The sequence below is a fragment of the Streptomyces sp. NPDC093111 genome (genome assembly GCF_040683955.1).
Taxonomy (GTDB): Bacteria; Actinomycetota; Actinomycetes; order Streptomycetales; family Streptomycetaceae; genus Streptomyces.
This window is the reverse complement of sequence record NZ_JBFBNW010000011.1, coordinates 290,566-308,644: the sequence shown is the minus strand read 5'-3', so window position 1 is coordinate 308,644 and position 18,079 is coordinate 290,566. Positions and strand designations below refer to the sequence as shown.

General features: G+C 74.7%; 13 protein-coding genes. 3 read left to right on the top strand and 10 right to left on the bottom strand.

The window, feature by feature from the left end:
- The first annotated feature begins 91 nt into the window (after nt 1–91).
- Together AB0Q96_RS21310 and AB0Q96_RS21305 are read left to right on the top strand one after the other, a co-directional pair.
- Nucleotides 92–478, top strand: a complete 387-nt coding sequence (locus AB0Q96_RS21310; RefSeq protein ID WP_365327636.1) for a hypothetical protein — start codon at nt 92–94, stop codon at nt 476–478.
- Complete coding sequence (locus AB0Q96_RS21305) at nt 475–4,794, top strand: hypothetical protein (protein WP_365327635.1); 4,320 nt, start codon at nt 475–477, stop codon at nt 4,792–4,794. Before AB0Q96_RS21310 ends, AB0Q96_RS21305 begins: the two co-directional genes overlap by 4 nt.
- A 16-nt stretch (nt 4,795–4,810) precedes the next feature.
- Here the strand turns inward: AB0Q96_RS21305 and AB0Q96_RS21300 are convergent, their stop codons facing one another.
- Both AB0Q96_RS21300 and AB0Q96_RS21295 read right to left on the bottom strand, forming a co-directional pair.
- Nucleotides 4,811–6,220, bottom strand: coding sequence for a carotenoid oxygenase family protein (locus AB0Q96_RS21300; protein ID WP_365327633.1), 1,410 nt, complete (start codon nt 6,218–6,220; stop codon nt 4,811–4,813).
- A complete protein-coding gene (locus tag AB0Q96_RS21295; protein WP_365327631.1) occupies nt 6,217–6,936 on the bottom strand; it encodes a TetR/AcrR family transcriptional regulator in 720 nt (239 codons plus the stop codon). Before AB0Q96_RS21295 ends, AB0Q96_RS21300 begins: the two co-directional genes overlap by 4 nt.
- Before the next feature lie 160 nt (nt 6,937–7,096).
- On the opposite strand from AB0Q96_RS21295, the gene recQ reads away from it, so the two are divergent.
- A complete protein-coding gene (gene recQ, locus AB0Q96_RS21290) occupies nt 7,097–9,148 on the top strand; it encodes a DNA helicase RecQ (protein WP_365327629.1) in 2,052 nt (683 codons plus the stop codon).
- A gap of 117 nt (nt 9,149–9,265) precedes the next feature.
- Here the strand turns inward: recQ and AB0Q96_RS21285 are convergent, their stop codons facing one another.
- The 8 genes from AB0Q96_RS21285 to AB0Q96_RS21250 form a co-directional block, all read right to left on the bottom strand.
- Nucleotides 9,266–9,763 (bottom strand): SRPBCC family protein, encoded by a 498-nt coding sequence (locus AB0Q96_RS21285; protein WP_365327627.1) that lies wholly within the window; start codon nt 9,761–9,763, stop codon nt 9,266–9,268.
- Nucleotides 9,764–9,856: 93 nt separating this feature from the next.
- Nucleotides 9,857–10,681: a VOC family protein gene (locus tag AB0Q96_RS21280; protein WP_365327625.1), complete on the bottom strand. Its 825-nt coding sequence runs from the start codon at nt 10,679–10,681 to the stop codon at nt 9,857–9,859.
- A 106-nt stretch (nt 10,682–10,787) separates the two neighbouring features.
- A complete protein-coding gene (locus AB0Q96_RS21275) occupies nt 10,788–12,077 on the bottom strand; it encodes a glycosyl hydrolase family 8 (protein WP_365327623.1) in 1,290 nt (429 codons plus the stop codon).
- Nucleotides 12,078–12,232: 155 nt separating this feature from the next.
- The gene (locus AB0Q96_RS21270) at nt 12,233–14,473 is read right to left on the bottom strand and encodes an MMPL family transporter (protein WP_365327621.1); all 2,241 of its coding nucleotides are present in this window, start codon (nt 14,471–14,473) and stop codon (nt 12,233–12,235) included.
- 215 nt (nt 14,474–14,688) lie between these two features.
- Complete coding sequence (locus AB0Q96_RS21265; RefSeq protein ID WP_365327619.1) at nt 14,689–15,474, bottom strand: ABC transporter permease; 786 nt, start codon at nt 15,472–15,474, stop codon at nt 14,689–14,691.
- Nucleotides 15,471–16,460: an ATP-binding cassette domain-containing protein gene (locus AB0Q96_RS21260; RefSeq protein WP_365327617.1), complete on the bottom strand. Its 990-nt coding sequence runs from the start codon at nt 16,458–16,460 to the stop codon at nt 15,471–15,473. Before AB0Q96_RS21260 ends, AB0Q96_RS21265 begins: the two co-directional genes overlap by 4 nt.
- 26 nt (nt 16,461–16,486) lie before the next feature.
- Nucleotides 16,487–17,323 (bottom strand): DUF4097 family beta strand repeat-containing protein, encoded by an 837-nt coding sequence (locus AB0Q96_RS21255; RefSeq protein ID WP_365327615.1) that lies wholly within the window; start codon nt 17,321–17,323, stop codon nt 16,487–16,489.
- Nucleotides 17,324–17,401: 78 nt separating this feature from the next.
- Nucleotides 17,402–17,950, bottom strand: a complete 549-nt coding sequence (locus AB0Q96_RS21250) for a hypothetical protein (RefSeq protein WP_365327614.1) — start codon at nt 17,948–17,950, stop codon at nt 17,402–17,404.
- Between the last annotated feature and the right edge of the window lie 129 nt (nt 17,951–18,079).

Genomic DNA, 18,079 nt, shown 5'->3' with positions numbered 1-18,079 from the left:
CCGACGGCCGCCCGCCGTGCCCCGGGGCGGGGCCGTGTCGTTGGGCCCTGCGGGAGCGGCCGCCGGGGCCCACCCGGAGGGGTGCGGGAGCATGACAGGTGTCGAGTTGATCCTCGCGGCGTTGGCGACCGGCGCGGCGGCGGGGGTGTCGGAGTCCGCCGGGTCCGCCGTCCGCGACGCGTACGCGGGCCTCAGGGACGCGCTGCGGCGCCGCGCCGCCCCGGACGGGCCCGACGGAGGGACACCGGAGCCGCTGGAGGCCGAGGAGGTCGAGCCGGGACTCTGGGAGGCGCGGATGCGCGGACGCCTCATGGAGACCGGCGCCGACCGCGACGAACGGGTCCTCGCCGCCGCCCGGCTCCTCCTGGAACGGGCCGGGGCGGCCGGGGCGCCGCGGACCGGTCACACGGTCGACGCCGAGCAGGCCAGGGGCGTGCAGATCGGCGATCACAACACCCAGACGAACCACTTCTCTTGACCGCCGAGGACACGGGAGCGGACCCGGCCGGCTCCGGCCCGCCCGGTGGCGGCGCGGGCGGCGGCCCCGTCCGGATCCACCGGCCGGCGTCCGAGGTCCGGGTCGACGCCACGCACGCGCGCGGCGTGCAGATCGGTGACGGCGGCGTCCAGACGAACGTCTTCCTCACACCCCCGCCCACCGCCCGCTCCGCCTACGCGCACCAGGTACGGGCCATCGCCCCGCCCGCACTCCTCGACCGGCGGCCGGAGCTCGCCGCGCTCGCGGCGTTCTGCGCCGCCCCCGGCGACGGCGGCTATCTGTGGTGGCGGGCGCCCGCCTGGGCGGGCAAGTCCGCGCTGATGGCCTGGTTCGCCCTGCACCCGCCGCCCGGCGTCCGCGTGGTGTCCTTCTTCGTCACCGGCCGCTTCGCGGGCCACGGCGACCGGACCGGATTCACCGACGTCGTCCTGGAGCAACTGGCCGACCTGCTCGACCGGCCCCTTCCGGCCCACCTCTCCGAGGCCACCCGCGGCCCGCACCTCGCCGGCCTCCTCACGGACGCCGCCGCCCTGTGCCGGGCCCGCGGCGAACGGCTCGTCCTCCTCGTCGACGGCCTCGACGAGGACCGCGGCGCGGTCGCCGGGCCCGACGTGCACAGCGTCGCCGCCCTGCTGCCGGTCCACCCGCCGCACGGGCTGCGGGTCGTCGTCGCCGGCCGGCCGGACCCGCCGCTGCCCGCCGACGTGCCCGACGCCCACCCGCTGCGGACCGACGCCGTCGTCCGCGTCCTCGGCGCGTCACCGCACGCCCAGGTGGTACGCCGGGACGCCGAAGCGGAACTCAAGCGGCTGCTGCACGGCTCCCCGGAGGAGCGGGACCTGCTCGGGCTCGTCACCGCCTCCGGCGGCGGGCTCCGGGCCGCGGACCTCGCGGAGCTCACGGGCCTCGACCGGTGGCGGGTCGACGAGCACCTGGGGGCGGCGACGGCCCGGACCTTCACCCGGCGCGGCGCCCCCGGCGCGTACCTCCTGGCGCACGAGGAACTCCAGGCCGCGGCGGTACGGTTCCTCGCCAAGGGACTCGACGCCCACCGGGAGCGGCTCCGCGCCTGGGCGGACGCGTACCGGGGGCGGGGCTGGCCGGTGGACACCCCCGACTACCTGCTGCGGGGGTACGCGTCGATGCTCGCCGACGCCGGCCGGGTGCCCGAGCTGGTCGCCTGCGCGACGGACCGCGCCCGCCACGCCCGGCTGCTGGCCCGGACCGGCGGGGACGCGGCGGCGCTCGCCGAGATCGGCGCCGCCCAGGACGCGGTGCTCGCCCAGGAGCCGCCCGACCTGCGCGTCCTCGGCGTACTGGCCGTCCACCACGGGCTGCTCTCGACACGGAACCTGGCGCTCCCGTCGGCGCTGCCGGCCGTGTGGGCGGTGCTCGGCGACTTCTCCCGGGCGCGGGCCCTGGCGGGCTCGGTCCCGGAGGCCGGTGCGCGGGCCGGAGCGCTGACCGACCTGGTGGCGCGGGCGGCCGACGCGGGCCAGGACGAGGCGGCCGTCCGGCTCGCGGAGCGCGTCCGCCGCACGGTCCGCGGCGTCGAGAACGCGCATCTGCGCGACAAGGCGCTGATCCGGCTCGCCACGGTGCTCGCCGGGGCCGGGCTCGTGGACCGCGCGAAGGAGGTGGCGGACACCCTCTCCGAGACCGGCGGGCCCTACGCGGCGCTCCTGGGCATGGCGGAGGCCCTCGCCCGCACCGGACGGGACGCGCCGCTGCGGGACCTGATCGAGGACCACGCGCCGCCCGAGCACCGCGAGGCGGCGTGGCAGCGGGTGGCGGAGGTCTGGGCGGACCAGGGGCGCGTCGCGGACACGGAACGGCTCGCCGCGTCCCTCACCACACGGGCCCGGGCCTTCGCCCACGAATCCGCGGCCCGGGCGCAGGCGAGGGCGGGGCGGTACGCGGCGGCCGAGGCGACGGCCGCCGCGGCGGGCGACGGGTTCGTCACGCAACGGATCCTCAAGACCGTGGCGCTCCACCTCGCCGAGGCCGGCTGCCACGCCCGGGCGGAGGCCCTCGTAGATGGGCTGACCGAGCCGATGCTGCGCCTGCACGGACTGGAGCGACTGGCCGCGCTCGCGGCGCGGACAGGCCCCGGGCCGACCGGAACGGCCGCGCCGCCCGCCCCCGCCGCCCGCCTCTGGGCCCGCGCCCGCGCGCTGGCCGACGCGGAGCCGGACGCCCAGAGCCGCGTACGGGCATGGACCTCGCTGGTACGGAACGCCGCCCCGGCGGCCGGCCCCGAGGAAGTGCGCCGCCTCGCCGACCGCGCCGAGGCGCTGGCCCGCACGCTGAAGGGCCCGTACCGGGCGGCCCACGCCCTGAGCGTCCTGACGGAGGCACTCGCCCACGCCGGCGAGCCCGCCCGAGCCGAGGCCCTGCTGCGCAGGCTCTCCGGGTACAACGCGCAGGCGACGACGCGGGGCCTGATCCAGGTGGCGGTCGGACGCGGGGACCTCGCGTGGGCGGAAGCGCTCGTCGAGCACGGCGGGGACACCGAGCACGGGGGCAGCGCCGGCCTACGGGACCTCGCCGTGCGCGCCCTGGCGCACGCCCTGCGCGAGCACGGCCTGCACGACCGGGCCGCGCAGACCGCCCGCACGCTGCGCTCCCCGCAGCTCCGCGCGGAGGCGCTGGCCGAACTGGCGCTCGCGGCGGCCGAGGCGGGCGAGCCCGGCGCGACGGAGCTCGCGGCCGAGGCGGAGCGGGACGCGAGATCGGCCCGGGACGCGGAGGAGGAGGGCCGCTCGCTGGCCGCGCTGCTCCGAGGGCTCACGGCCGGACCCGGCGCGGGCCGAGGGGCCGCCGTCCGGGCCGACCTTGGCGCAGCCTCCCACGGCGATGCGGGTGCCGCCCTCGTTGCGGGCTCGGGTGCTGCCTTGGGCGACGGGGATGTGGGTGCTGGTCTCGTTGTGGGTCCGGGCGCTTCCCTGGGTGACGTGGGCGCTGGCCGCGTTGTGGGTCCGGGCGCTTCCCTGGGCAACCGCGACGCGGGCGCCAACCCCGTTGCGGGCCCGGGCGCTTCCCCGGGCAACGGCGATGCGGGTGCCGCCTCCGTTGCGGGCCCGGGCGCTGCCCTGGGCGACGGCGATGCGGGCGCCGCCCCCGATGCCGGCCCCGGTGCTGCCCCGGGCAACGACCCCGGCGGTGCTCGCGGGGCCGTCTCCGGCTCCGGCCTCCGCATGCCCGTCTCCGGCCCCCGCCCCCGCGTCCGTCTCGTGACGGCGCGGACGGGTCCCGTGGCCGTCCGGCTCGCCGAGGAACGCCCACGGGGTGAGGTGCTGGCCGAGGTGGTCGAGGCGCTCTACCGGGCGGGTGAGCACGCGGCCGTGGTCCGTGCGCTGCGAGGGGTGCGGCCGGACGCGCGGGCCACGGTGTTCACCGCCCTCGCCCGGGCGGCCGGGACCGCCCGGCGTCCCGGTCACGTCGAGGTGTTCGCGGCGGCGGCCCTCGCCGCGGCGCGCTCCGCGCGGGTGGACCCGGAGAGGGCGCCGTACCTGGTGGCCCGGCTGGCCGTCGCGCTCGACCTGGCCGGGGCCGAGGAGCTGCTGGTCACGGTGGCCGACCCCGTCGCCCAGGTCGGTGGCTGGGCGGATCTCGTGGCGAGGGCGGCGGACGGGCCCGAGGGCCGGGTGTGCGTCGAGCGGCTCGCCGACCGGGCGGAGGCCGTCGTCGCCGGGGTGCCGGCGTCGAACGCCCTGGACGAGGCGCAGCTGCGGCTGGCGGAGGCGCTCGTCGAGGCGGGCGCCCCTGCCCGGGCCGAGGCGATCGCGGGTCCGCTGCTCCACCCGTACGCGGGGGACGTCGCGACGATCGCGCGCCTGCGCGACGCCGCGGCCCGCCGGGCCTGGGCGGAGCTCGACCGGCTCGCGGGCACGATGCGGTCGCGGAGCGGGACGCGGCGCACGATGGCGTCCCTCGCGGCCGGCGCGGCGGGAGCCGGTGACGTCGAGGGCGTGCGGGAGTTCGTACGGGTCGCGGCGGCCGCGGGCGTGGGACCGCAGGAGTGGGAGGGGCTGGTCGGGCCGGTCGTGGGCGCCCTGGCGGCGGCCGGTGAGGTCGCGGCGGCCGAGGCCCTGGCCGAGGGCGTCTCGTTTCCCGGCGGCGGGACCCGGGTCCGGATCGCGCTCGCGAGGGTCCTGGAGCCGGACCGGGCCCGGCCGCTGCTGGCGCGCGCCCTGCGCGAGGGCGACTGGCGCGAGGCGGTGGAGGCGATGGGCGTCCACCGCCCGGACGCCGTGGAGGCGATGGCGGACGTCTACCTGGACGGCACGTCCTGAACGGGGCGCGGTCGCCTCAGCCGGTGGGAACGGCGGCCGTCGACTCGTCGCCCGGGACCCAGTTGCCGTGCAGACCGAGCGGGACGCGGACCGGCAGGTGGATCCGGGCCAGCGGCTCTCCCGTGAAGTCCTGGGCGGACAGGATCACCAGGTCGCTCGCGCCCCGTTCGGGGGAGTAGACGTACGCCATGACGTAGCCGTCGTCCTCCGCCGACGGGGACTCCGCCGGGACGAAGACGCCCTCCCCGACGGTCCCGTCCCGCCCGAACTCGTGCGCCTGCGTCGTCCCGGCGACCAGGTCGTGCTTGAGCAGGGCGTTGCTGAAGCCCTCCTCGGGCCGGTCGTCGTCCGGTCCGGCGGGCGCCGCGTACAGCTCGACGGCGGCGGTGTAGCCGAAGCGGTACGGGCGTCCCGTACGACGGGAGTCGACGCGCGGGAACTCCTGGACCCGGTCGTCGAGGCGGTCCTCCCGCACCCGCCCGCCAGTGAGGTCGAGCGTCCAGCGGTCCAGCGTGGGCCGGCTCGACCCCACGTCCCGGATGTCGAAGCCCTCCCCGTGCCGGACGACGTCCACGACGATCTCCGGACCGGCGGCGCCGGCCCGCTCGTACGCGTTGAGCGTGTGCCCCACCAGTCCCGGGGCGAGGGCGAACCAGCGCACCGGCCCGCCCTCGCGCGGCATGACGCCCACCCGTGCCCCGCGCCGCTCGTCCCAAGTGAACGGGACCCCGGTCGCCAGGTGGGCCGGGCTGAAGACCACGGGGGAGTCGTAGAGGAGGACGTGGTGCTCGGTGAGGGCGAAGTCGTGCATGTACGGGTTGCCGGGCACCCGTACGGTCGTCGTGCGCCGCACCGCGCCCGTGGGGTCCATGACGATGTGCTGGACGTCGTCGGAGCCGTAGCGGAAGGCGAGCGCGTGCAGTTCGCCGGTGTGCGGGTCGTAGAGGGAGTGGGCGTTCGCGCTGTACCCCTGCGGGGTCGCCCCCAGCGCGCAGGGGCCCACCGTCTCCAGTTCGTAGTCGAGTTCGTACGGAGGGATGCCGCCTTCGAGGAGCGCGAAGGTGCGCCCGGCCAGGCCCGCGACCTGCACGTTCGGTGAGACGTCCAGGCGCTCGTCGACCGGGGTGCCCCGCCGGCGCTCGCCGAGCAGGTCGGCGACGGGACCCGACCGGACCCAGCGGTTGCGGTACCACTCCGCGCGCCCGCCCCTGATCCGCACGCCGTGCACCATGCCCGCGCCGAGGGTCCACACGTGAGCGGCGGGGTCCTCGACGCCCAGCGGGTTCGGGCCGTTCCGTAAGTACCGGCCGTCGAGGTGGGCCGGGATCCGTCCGGTGACGGGCAGGTCGTGGGCGGTGACCTCCTCGGTGACGGGGGCGAAGCGCCCGGAGAGGTAGCGGTTGCGACGACGTCGCTCGATGGTCACGCGGGTCGTCCTTCGCCCTCGGTGGTGGTGGCGGTACGGGGGAGGGGGCCGGCCGGGGAGGCGGGCGGGGGTGCGGCCGGGGGTGCGGCTTCCGTGCCCGCCGCTCCCGGGGGCGTGGCGAGGAAGGCCCGGCCCACCGCCGCCATCAGGGCGTCGTAGCGGGGGCCGGCCTCCTCCGGGGCGAAGTGGCCGCCGATCTCCAGGCTCACCGCGCCGTGCGAGGCCGCCCAGAGCAGCTTCGAGAGCTCGTGCGCGTCGCCCGGCCGGAAGACTCCGGCCTCCATGCAGGCGCCGACGGCGGCGGCGGAGGTCTCGAAGGCGCCCTCGGCGACGGCGAGCGCGTCCGGGCTCGGCCGGAAGCCGGGGACCGGCTGCTCGAACATCACCCGGTAGTAGGCGGGCTCGGCCAGGGCGTGCGCCCGGTAGGCCTGCCCGAGCCGGGTGAGGTGGCTCAGCGGGTCGTCGGCGCGGGGCACCGCCTCCTGCGCGCGGCGCAGGCGGGCGAAGCCCTCGCGGTAGAGGGCGTCGATCAGCCCCTCCTTCCCGCCGAACATCGTGTAGAGGACCTTGGTCGACGAGCCGATGTCGGCGGCGATCCGGCGCATCGTCAGCGCGGCGGGCCCTTCCGAGACGAGCAGATCGATGGAGCGGTCGAGGATCGTGGTGCGCACGGCGTCCTGGCCGGCGCGCTGGGCATCCTGATACGGCGTGCTCATGAGCAACACCGTATTCGATGGGTAACGCTGTTACCAGTGTTGCGGTAACGCTGTTACCGGTCCGCGTGGGGGCGTCGTTCCGGACTCCTCGCCTCCGGAGTTGTCCACAGGTTGCGGCGGCCCGGCCAAGGGTGTCCGTCCGGGCGGCTAGGCTTTTCGAATGGCCCTCACCGACGCTTCCACCGAGACCTCCGACGCCCTGCGGGTACTGCACCGCGTCTTCGGTTACGGCTCCTTCCGCGGCGAGCAGGAAGAGATCATCGAGCAGGTCGTCGCAGGCGGCGACGCCCTCGTGCTGATGCCGACCGGCGGCGGCAAGTCGCTCTGCTACCAGATCCCGGCGCTCGTCCGAGAAGGCACGGGCGTGGTGATCTCACCGCTGATCGCGCTGATGCAGGACCAGGTGGACGCGCTCACCGCGCTCGGGGTCCGGGCCGGCTTCCTCAACTCGACGCAGGACGGGTACCAGCGGCAGGAGGTCGAGCGGGCCTTCCTCGCCGACGAGCTCGACATCCTCTACCTGGCGCCCGAGCGGCTGCGCACCGAGGGCATGCAGCGACTGCTCGACCGGGGGAAGATCTCCCTCTTCGCGATCGACGAGGCCCACTGCGTCGCCCAGTGGGGCCACGACTTCCGGCCCGACTACCTCGCCCTGTCGATGCTCCAGGAGCGCTGGCCCAAGGTCCCCCGGATCGCGCTGACGGCCACGGCCACCGAGGCCACCCACGCCGAGATCGCCGGACGGCTCGGACTCCAGGAGGCCCGGCACTTCGTCGCCAGCTTCGACCGGCCGAACATCCAGTACCGCATCGCCCCGAAGAACAACGCGACCAAGCAGGTCCTGGAGCTCATCCGCGCCGAGCACGACGGCGACGCCGGCGTCGTCTACTGCCTGTCCCGCGCCTCGGTGGAGAAGACCGCCGCCTTCCTCGTGGAGAACGGCATCGACGCCGTGCCCTACCACGCGGGCATGGACGCCGCCACGAGGGCCGCCAACCAGTCGCGCTTCCTGCGCGAGGACGGCGTCGTGGTGGTCGCCACGATCGCCTTCGGCATGGGCATCGACAAGCCCGACGTGCGCTTCGTGGCCCACCTGGACCTGCCGAAGTCCGTCGAGGGCTACTACCAGGAGACCGGCCGCGCCGGACGCGACGGGGCGCCGGCGACGGCGTGGCTCGCGTACGGACTGCAGGACGTCGTGCAGCAGCGCAAGCTCATCGACGGGTCCGAGGGCGACGAGGCCCACCGCCGCTCCCTGGCCGCGCACCTGGACGCCATGCTCGCGCTCTGCGAGACCGTCGACTGCCGCCGCGTCCGGCTCCTCGCCTACTTCGGGCAGCAGGGCGAGCCCTGCGGCAACTGCGACACCTGTCTCACCCCGGCCGAGTCCTGGGACGGCACGGTCGCCGCGCAGAAGCTGCTGTCCACCGTGTGGCGGCTGGCCAAGGAACGGCGCCAGAAGTTCGGCGCCGGTCAGATCATCGACATCCTGCAGGGCAAGAAGACGGCCAAGGTCATCCAGTTCGACCACGACACGCTGACCGTGTTCGGCATCGGTGCCGATCTGAGCACGGCGGAGTGGCGGGGCGTCGTGCGCCAGCTCCTGGCCCAGGGGCTGCTCGCGGTGGAGGGCGACTACGGGACGCTCGTCCTCACCGACGGCAGCGGCGAGGTCCTCGGCGGCCGTCGCACCGTCGCCATGCGCAAGGAGAAGGCCCCGGCCACCCCGTCCCGCAAGGAATCGGGGTCCCGCTCCGCGAAGGGCGCCCGCGTCCCGGTCGACCTGCCGGCCACCGCCGTGCCGGTCTTCGAGGCGCTCCGCGCCTGGCGCGCCGCCGCCGCCCGCGAGCAGGGCGTCCCGGCGTACGTCGTCTTCCACGACGCGACCCTGCGGGAGATCGCGACCCTGCTGCCCGGCACCATCGAGGAGCTGGCCGGCGTCGGCGGCGTCGGCGAGGCCAAGCTGACCAAGTACGGCCAGGGTGTCCTCGAAGCGCTCGCCGAGCACACCGGCGCCGAGCCCGGCCCGTCCGCCGCCGTGCCGTCCGCGGCGGTGCCGGCTCCGGTCGCCGCCAGGGCCCCGGCGGCCGCGGCCGCCGGCACCCGGGCCGGCCGCCCGGCGCCGCAGGGCGACAGGCCCGCCTTCGACCCGGACGAGGAGCCCCCGTTCGACGAGGACGAGATCGCCCCGCCGTGGGACGACTGGCAGTAGACGGCCGAACGACGGCGGGCGGAGGCCGGACGGGCGCGCGGGCCGGTTGGCCCCGGGGCGCGGGCGACCGGCCCCGGGGCTACCCGGCCCGGCCGGAGCGGGGCCGTCGTCCGCCCCTCAGGCCCCCGGTCGGGTCAGGGTCGCGGTCCCGGCGATCGCGGCCAGCGTGGCGCGCATCCCGGACCGGTTGAGAGCGATCCGGCGGGCCGGGTCGGTGCCGGCGAAGACCGTGCCGAGGAGATCGGCGACCCGGCCCCGGGGTCCGCCGGACCGCAGGTCCTGCCAGAACTCCGTGACGCGGGTGCCCGTCCCCTCCGGTTCGAAGCGGTAGCCCCAGCGGGCGATCGGCAGCCCGAAGACCCCGACGTCGAAGACGAACGCGCGGTCCTGCCGCGCCTCGACCACCCGGCCCACCGTGAACCAGACGAACGGCCCCCGCCGGTTGAACCCCAGGAACCGCGCCCCGGCCCGTGCCGAGGTCCGCGACGGCACCCATACGGAACGGCACTCCGGACTCCAGCGCCCCATGTTCCGCAGCTCCGACACGAGCCCGTAGACGGTCGCCGGAGGCGCGTCGATCACCGCGCTCTCCTCCAGGCTCCGCTGCCGTTCCATCGCCCACACCCCTCGTCGCCGGAGACTCCGGGGCGGCGGCCCCGCCCCTACTCGTCGGTACGGTAGCGGGTCGGGGCGCCGCCGGGGGCGGGCTCAGCCCGCTTCGGGAGCCAGGACGACGAAGTCCGCGTTCGCCGGGTCGAGACAGACGGCCAGCCTGCCCACGCCCGGCACGTCGGCCGGGCCCATCTGCACGGTGCCGCCGTTCCCGGTGACCCGGGCCACCGTGGCGTCGCAGTCCGCGACGGCGAAGACCGGGTGCCAGTACGGGCGCCCGCCCGCGAGGGCGAGCTGATCCGAAGGCAGCTGGAGGAGACCGCCGTGCATGCGCTCCGCCGGGAGCCCGGCGGGCGTGATGAGGGTGTACGTCCCCTCGCCGCCCGGCATCTCCATGTCGCTGTACCACCAGCCGAGGACGGAGCCGTAGAACTCCTTGGCCGCGGCGGCGTCGCTCGTGTACAGCTCGGTCCAGGACAGCGATCCGGGCTCGTCGACCAGCTCGGCGCCCTTGTTCGTCCCCGGCTGCCAGACGGCGAACTGGCCGCCCAGGGGGTCGCTGTACTGCGCCATCCGGCCCCACTCGTCGAGGTCCATCGGAGGCACCCGGACGGTGCCCCCGGCCCGCTCGACCGCCTGGGTCGTGGCATCGGCGTCGGCAACGCTGTAGTAGATCATCCAGGCCGAACGCGCGCCCTTCTCCGTCAGCGTGCCGAGCCCGGCGACGATCTTGCCGTCCTTCCGGAACATGCCGCCCTCGAAGTCCTCGGCCTCCCCGGAGCCTCCGGCGTCCCCGGTCCCGCCCATGGCCTCGTACTCCCAGCCGAACACGGTCCGGTAGAAGGCCGCGGCGGCCGGGACGTCGGGGGTGCCCAGGTCGAGCCAGCAGGGGGAGCCGGGGGAGAAGTCGGTGGTGATCACGGGGTGTTCCCTTCGCAGCTGCGGTCCCCCCAGAGGACCCAGCCTGGCATCCCGGGCGGACACGCGCCCTGAGGGCGGCGGCGCGTGTCGCCCGGGGTGCGCGCGGCTACGGGACCCAGTGGTTCCCGGACGCCGTGATCATGACCTGGAGCTGGATGCTCGCCGAGAAGTAGCTGCTGGTGTCGACCGGAGTCGCCAGCATCCGGTTCCACAGCGCGTCCAGCCAGGCCTGGCTGCCCGGGTCGGTCATCGCCGCGAGCGTGAACGGGGCGAAGAAGGCGGCCTCGCTGCCCGAGGAGATCTGCGTCCCGTTCAGCTTGTACCCGACGCCGATCTTCTTCGGGTCGCCGCCGGTCTTGCCCTTGATCCAGCTGTTCAGCTTGCGCGCCGCCGCGAGCGACTTGGCGTCGCCGCTGGTCACCGCGTCGTCCGCGATGCGCCACGGCGTGCGACAGGCGTTCCACCAGTAGGCGCCGTCGTTCGCGTCCTCCAGGACCTTGCCCGGGGCCGGCTTCGGCGTCGCGTTCGTGTTGACGACGAAGTCGGGCAGCAGACCCGTGTTCGGGGCGTACGAGGACTGGAGGTTGGCGATCTGGTTCTGGTGGGCGGTGCGGACGGTGTCCCAGGCCGCGTCGCCGGACGCCGCGCGGAAGGCGCGGAAGTGGTCGACCATCCAGTCCGAGGTGCGGGAGACGTAGTAGTACTCGTCGCCCTTGCTGCTCCAGTCGCCCAGCTTCAGCAGGTTGGTCGACGGGTTCAGCTCGTCCTTCTTGATCGCCGCGATGTGCTTGAGGGCCAGCGCCTTGTAGTCGTACGTCCCCGAGCTGCCCCACTGCCGGTCCGCGAGGAGCAGCCCGTAGGCGGCGTCCAGGTCGCCGTCGGTGGCCGCGTCGCTCCCGTCCACGCTCTTGCAGGAACTGTCCTGTTCGGCGGCGAGCAGGTCCTTGTTGATCGACGACGGGTGGTCGATCATCCACTTCGTCAGACCGTCGAAGATCTTCTTCGCGTCCGGGTCGGCACCCGCCATCGTCGCGGCGATGACCATGCCGTAGCCCTGCGCCTCGCCGACGTACGGGTGGTCCGCGTCGGGCGAGATGACCTGGTACCAGCCGTGGCCGCAGTTCTGGCGGACGAAAGCCGTCTTCCACTTGTTGTAGTAGTCCACGACCTTCTGGTCGAGTGTGCTCTGTGCGCCGGAGGGCTTCAGGGTCCCGGCGGCGTACGGCTTGGTGTGGCTGCCGAACGGCACGGCCGGGCCGGCGGCCGCCGCCGCGCCCGCGGTGGGGCCGAGCGCGGCGAGTCCGGTGAGGGCGGTGGTGGCGACGGCGAGGCCCGCGAGGGGGCGGTGCCATCGGGAGGTGCGGTGCGCGGAACGGTGCGGATGTGCCTGTGACATCGGGCGTCCTCGGGTGAAGTGGTGCACCAGTGGGGGGTGGATCGGGTACGGGTCGGAGCGGACCCGCAATGGTTAGGAAATATTCCTAACCATTGCGCGGGAGACTAGAGACCCACGCCCGGCCGCGCAAGGCCACCGACGCCGATCGGCCACCGTCAGCCCACGAGATGCCGCTCCCGGGCGGAGCCCCCCGGTATGGTCCCGTCGGCGTCGGCCAGCCGCTCGCCCTCGACGTCGAGGTCCGGCAGGAGCCGGTCGAGCCACCGGGGCAGCCACCAGGCGGACCTGCCGAGCAGGGCGAAGAGGGCGGGAACGATCGCCATGCGGACCACGAAGGCGTCGAAGAGGACGGCGGCGGCGAGGCCGAATCCGATCATCTTCACGAAGTCGTTGTCCTCCAGGACGAATCCGGAGAAGACGCTGGTCATGATGATCGCGGCGGCGCTGACGACCCGCCCGCCGTAGCGGAAGCCGGTCACGACCGCCTCGCCCGGACGGGCCCCGTGGACGTACGCCTCGCGCATCCGGGAGACGAGGAACACCTCGTAGTCCATCGCCAGGCCGAAGACCACACCGATCATGAAGATCGGCAGGGTGCTCATCACCGGGCCGGGGTGGTCGACGCCGAACAGGTCGGCGAGCCAGCCCCATTGGAAGACCGCGACGACGGCGCCGAGTGCGGCGCTCACCGACAGCAGGAAGCCCAGCGCGGCCTTGAGCGGGACGAGCACGGAGCGGAAGACCAGCATGAGCAGGAGGAAGGCCAGGCCGACCACCAGCGCCAGGTAGGGGAGCAGGGCGTCGTCGAGGGTCCGGGAGAAGTCGATGAACATCGCGGTCTGCCCGGCCACCAGGATCTCCGTGGCGCCCGTCCGGGTCTCCAGACCGCCCGCCGCGTCGCGCAGGGAGCGCACCAGCTCCTCGGTCCTGGCCTCGGTCGGACCGGTCTCGGGGACGACCGTCACCAGGGCGGTGTCTCCGGCCGGATTCGCCGTCACCGGGGAGACGTCCGCGACGCCCGGAACGTCTGCCAGCGCGGTCCGCACCCGCTCGGCCGCCGTCTTCGCGTCCTTCGCCTCGACGGTGACGGTCAGCGGCCCGTTGAAGCCGGGCCCGAAGGAGTCCGACAACAGGTCGTACGCCTTGCGCTGGGTGGTGTCCGGGGCCATGGTGCCCTCGCCGGGCAGCCCCAGTTCGAGGCTCGCGGCCGGTACGGCGACCGCGCCGAGGCCCAGGACGCCGACCAGCAGCACGGCGACCGGGTGGCGCAGGACGAGGCCCGCCCAGCGGGCTCCGAGGTTGGGCTTGGTGCGGGCGGCGCGCCGGGCGGCCTTGCGCTGCTGACGCCGGGACAGGGGCTTGCCGGTGTACCGCTTGCGGTCCAGGCGGGCCAGCACCTTGACCGGGGCGAAGCCGAGGAGGGCGGGGACGAAGGTGATCGCGACGAGCACGGCCACGGCGACGGTGCCGGCCGCGGTGAGGCCCATCTTCGTGAGCATCGGGACGTTCACCACCGCGAGCCCGGACAGGGCGATGATCACGGTGAGGCCGGCGAAGACGACGGCCGAACCGGCGGTGCCCACGGCGCGGGCGGCGGCGTCCGCGCGCTCCCGCCCCTCGGAGATCTCGGAACGGTAGCGGGAGACGATGAACAGGGCGTAGTCGATGCCGACGGCGAGGCCGATCATCATGGCGAGCGTCGAGGTCGTGGAGGAGAGGCCGAAGGTGCTGCCGAGCGCGGTGATGGCGCCGATGCCGATGCCGACGCCGATGACGGCGGTCAGCAGCGGCATCCCGGCGGCGACGAGCGAACCGAAGGTGAGCAGCAGGACCACGGCGGAGACGAGGATGCCCAGCTTCTCGCCGGTGCCGCTCATCGCCTGGTCGATCTCGACGGCGTCGCCGCCGGCCTCGACGACGAGCCCCGCGCCGCGGGCCCGCTCCATGGCCCGGCCGAGCCCGTCGTGCGCCGCGTCGGTGAGCTGCAGGGCGGAGGCGTCGTACGTGACGTACGCGTAGCCGGTCGTCCCGTCGGCGCTCACCGCGTTCGTCGTGAACGGGTCGGCCACGGTGCTGACTTGGGGCGCCTTGGTCAGGTCGGCGACGAGGGCCCGGACCTGGGCTCGGCGCTCGGGCGAGGTGATCCGCTCGGAGCCGGGGGCGCGGACGACGACCCGGGCGGCGGCGCCGTCGGCCCGGGCGGCCGGGAACTTCTCCTGGAGCAGGTCGAAGGCCCTCTGGGACTCCGTGCCCGGCATCGAGAAGGTGTCGGCGGGGGGAGGCGGTGCGGTCGAGGCGGCGAAGCCCACGCCGACCAGGGCGAGGAGCCACAGCAGGACGACCAGGCCACGCCTTCGAAAGGCGAAGCGGCCGAGCCGGGAGAGGAAGGTAGCCACGGAGGTGGGTCCTGTCGGGTGAGGAGGGTCTCGGGCGAGGGCGTGCGGGCAGCACGGAGCGTCCCGGCGGCGCGCGGGGCGGGTGGCGGCGCGGGAGCGGTGTGCGGAGTGGAGGTGTACGGCGGCGGCCGAAGGGCCTGTCGGGGCGGGGCCGGGGGTTTCACCCGGCCCGTTCGGCGGCGGGCCCACAGGTCGGTGGGCGGGGCCGCCCGGGGTCAGCGCTTGGCGGTGCGGCCGAAGGCGGAGCGGGCCCAGAGGTAGCCGACGAGGCTGAGGCCGAGGCACCAGGCCAGGGCGAGGTATCCGCTGCTGCCGATCTCCGTGCCCATGAGGAGTCCGCGCAGGGTCTCGATGACCGGGGTGAAGGGCTGGTACTCGGCGAACCAGCGCAGTCCGGTGGGCATGGAGTCGGTCGGGACGATGGCGCTGCCGAGGAAGGGCAGGAAGGTGAGCGGCAGGGGCGCGTTGCTGGCGGACTCGGGGGTCCTGGCCACCAGGCCCATCCCGGCGGCGAGCCAGGTCAGGGCGAGGATGAGCAGGGTCAGCAGGCCGATGGCGGCGAGCCATTCGACGGGGGAGGCGTCGGGCCGGAAGCCGATGGCGAGGGCGACGCCGATGACCAGGGCGACGGCGATCAGGGTCTGGATGACGCTGCCGACGACATGCCCGGTGAGGAACGCGGCGCGGGATATCGACATGGTGCGGAAGCGGTTGACGATGCCTTCGGTCATGTCGACGCAGACACCGACCGCCGTGGCGACCGCGCCGGCGGTCGCGGCCATCAGGATGATGCCGGGAGCGACGTAGTCGATGTACGCGCCGCCGCCTCCGCCGGAGATCCCGGCGCCGATGGCGCCGCCGAAGGCGTAGTTGAACAGCAGCAGCATCATCACGGGCATGATGACGGTGGAGATCGTCATCGACGGGTAGCGCTGCGCGTGCTTGAGGTTGCGCCGCAGCATGGTCAGGGAGTCGCTGACCGCGTACGTGAGGGTGCTCATCGGGCCATCTCCGTCGTGGAGTCGGGCGTCCCGTGGCCGGTGAGGGTCAGGAAGACGTCGTCGAGGTCGGGCGTGTGCACGGTGAGCGACTCGGCGGCGAGCGCCGCGCCGTCGAGGACGTCCAGGACGGCCCGCAGGGTCGCTATGGCGCCGTCGCTGGGGATGCGGAGCGTGAGTTCCTCGGGGTCGCGGGCGGCGGCGCCGAAGTGGCGGGCGGCGGTGTCGAGGTCGGCGAGGGAGCCGAACCGCAGCCGGATGTGTCCGCCGGGGATCAGGGCCTTGAGCTCGTCGGGGGTGCCCTCGGCGACCAGGCGGCCCTTGTCGAGGACGGCGATGCGGTCGGCGAGCTGGTCGGCCTCCTCCAGGTACTGGGTGGTCAGGAAGATCGTGACGCCGTCGTCGGCGACCAGCCCGCGGATGATCTCCCACATGGTGCGGCGGCTGCGCGGGTCGAGTCCGGTGGTCGGCTCGTCGAGGAAGATGATCCGCGGGTCGCCGACCAGGGTCATCGCCAGGTCCAGCTTGCGGCGCATGCCGCCGGAGAGGGTGGAGACCGGCTTGCCGGCGGCCTCGGTGAGTTCGAACCGGTCGAGCAGCGCGGCGGCCCGGCGGCGGCCCTCGGGCCGGGGCAGGTGCCGCAGGTCCGCCATCAGGTGCAGGTTCTCCTCCGCGGTCAGGAGGTTGTCGACGGCGGCGAACTGGCCGGTGACGCCGATCGCGGCGCGGACGCCGTCGGGCCGGTCGGTGAGGTCGTGGCCGGCGATCCTGGCCTGTCCGGCGTCGGGCCGGACGAGGGTCGAGAGGATCTCGACGGTGGTGGTCTTGCCGGCCCCGTTGGGGCCGAGGAGGGCGAAGACCGAGCCCTCGGGGATGGTGAGGTCGATGCCGTCGAGGACGACCTTGTCGCCGTACGACTTGTGCAGGCCGAGAGCGGAGATGGCGGGCGGGGCCGTGGTGCCGGCCCGGTCCGTGGTGGTCGCGGTCATGGGCTGCGCTCTCCCTTCCGGGGAGGTCAGGCGCGGCGGATCACGATGTCGCCGACGCTGGTGCGGGCGTGGATCTCGACGGTCCCGTCGGAGGTGCCGGGGTTCTCGGCGGCGTCGAGGGAGTTGCGGAGCGTGCCGAACTTGGAGTGCGCGTCGAGCCAGGCGGCGGTGGACTCGCGGATGCCGATCTCCAGGTCGCCGACGGAGGTCTGGAGGTTGATCACGCCGCGGGCGACCTGCTGGACGCCGATGGCGCCGTTGGCGGACTTGGCGTCGACGGAGGCGTGCGCGACGCCGATGGTGATGCGTCCGTTGGACGCGTTGGCCTTGAGGTCGCCGGTGATCTCGCCGATCACGGTCTCGCCGTTCCCGTTCTTGACGGTCGCGGTTCCGTCGATCTCGCCGATGTCGACCCGGCCGGCTCCGTGGATCTCGGCGTCGCCCACGGCCCGGTCGATCCGGATGTCGCCGAAGCCGGTGCGCAGCTCGACGGTGGTGGCCTCGTCGATCCGGATGTCGCCGAACGAGACCTTGATCCGGCACTCGCCGAGCGGGCCCTCCGCGACGTAGTCGCCCATGGGCGCGGTGCTGCGGAGGTGGGAGCCGGCGGGGAGTTCGACCGTGATGTCGATCGAGCCCTGCTTGCCGAACAGGCCGCGCTTCTTGGGGCCCTTGAGGCTCAGGACGCGGTTGGCGTACGCGACCGTGGTCTGCTGTGCGGCGCGCGCGTCGGCGTCGTCGGCGCCGTTGCTCGGCCGCACCTCGACGACCGTCGTCCCGCGCTTGCCGGCGGTGATCCGCACGTTGGCGACCTCGAACTCGAGGACCGCGGTGATGGGTTCGGGGGTCTCGTAAGAAGGCATGGCTGTCCCGTCCTCTTGACTCTGGTGGGTGTTTCCGCAGGTGGGGTGGCGTGTGCGGGGGAGGGGTGGGGTCTGCCGCTAGCGGACCCAGCCCTGGTAGCTCTGTCCGTGGCCCGAGGGGCGCGGGGTCGCCCGGGCCGGGGCGGCGCCCGGCTCCAGGGCGGCGCCCACCGCCCGTACGAGCCAGGCGTTGACGGACAGGCCGTCCCGGCCGGCCGCCTCCTCGACGCGGGCCTTGAGTGGTGCGGGGAGCCGGAAGTTGATGCGGGCCGTGGCCCCGTCCTCGCCGTCCCCGAGAGACGGTGCCACTGGCGCCATCGGTGCCACGGGTGGCGCCATCGGTGTCGTCAGGCTGGCGGGCTCCACGGCCAGGTGCTCGGCGGCGGGCGGTGCCGTCACCACGAACTCGGGGTCGAGCCCCCGCAGCCGCACGTCCACCGAGCCGGGGGCCAGGTCGCGGGTGATCTCGTCCGAGGCGGCGGACAGCGCGTTGAGGAGGGTCAGCCGGGCGGCGGACTCCAGCGGCGCGGTCAGCCGCTCGGCCAGGGCACGAGCCTCGTCCCCGCCGGCACTCGCGGCGACCGCGAGCTCTCGACGGAGGTGATCGACGAAGGGGGTCAGGTCCATGTGCACCATAGTGGCACCAGAATGGCGCCATGGCAACCCTTGGTGGCGCCAGATGGCTCCGTGTGGTGCTGAATGGCGCGTTGGGGGTGTGCGGGGGTGCCCGGATGGCGCATGGGGTGGCGCCACATG

What these genes read in the sequence shown, in the direction of transcription:
- AB0Q96_RS21295 (WP_365327631.1), bottom strand. Translation starts at nt 6,936, where the DNA reads ATGAGCACGCCGTATCAGGATGCCCAGCGCGCCGGCCAGGACGCCGTG.
- AB0Q96_RS21275 (WP_365327623.1), bottom strand. Translation starts at nt 12,077, where the DNA reads ATGTCACAGGCACATCCGCACCGTTCCGCGCACCGCACCTCCCGATGG.
- AB0Q96_RS21255 (WP_365327615.1), bottom strand. Translation starts at nt 17,323, where the DNA reads ATGCCTTCTTACGAGACCCCCGAACCCATCACCGCGGTCCTCGAGTTC.
- AB0Q96_RS21310 (WP_365327636.1), top strand. Translation starts at nt 92, where the DNA reads ATGACAGGTGTCGAGTTGATCCTCGCGGCGTTGGCGACCGGCGCGGCG.
- AB0Q96_RS21250 (WP_365327614.1), bottom strand. Translation starts at nt 17,950, where the DNA reads ATGGACCTGACCCCCTTCGTCGATCACCTCCGTCGAGAGCTCGCGGTC.
- AB0Q96_RS21265 (WP_365327619.1), bottom strand. Translation starts at nt 15,474, where the DNA reads ATGAGCACCCTCACGTACGCGGTCAGCGACTCCCTGACCATGCTGCGG.
- AB0Q96_RS21260 (WP_365327617.1), bottom strand. Translation starts at nt 16,460, where the DNA reads ATGACCGCGACCACCACGGACCGGGCCGGCACCACGGCCCCGCCCGCC.
- AB0Q96_RS21285 (WP_365327627.1), bottom strand. Translation starts at nt 9,763, where the DNA reads ATGGAACGGCAGCGGAGCCTGGAGGAGAGCGCGGTGATCGACGCGCCT.
- recQ (WP_365327629.1), top strand. Translation starts at nt 7,097, where the DNA reads ATGGCCCTCACCGACGCTTCCACCGAGACCTCCGACGCCCTGCGGGTA.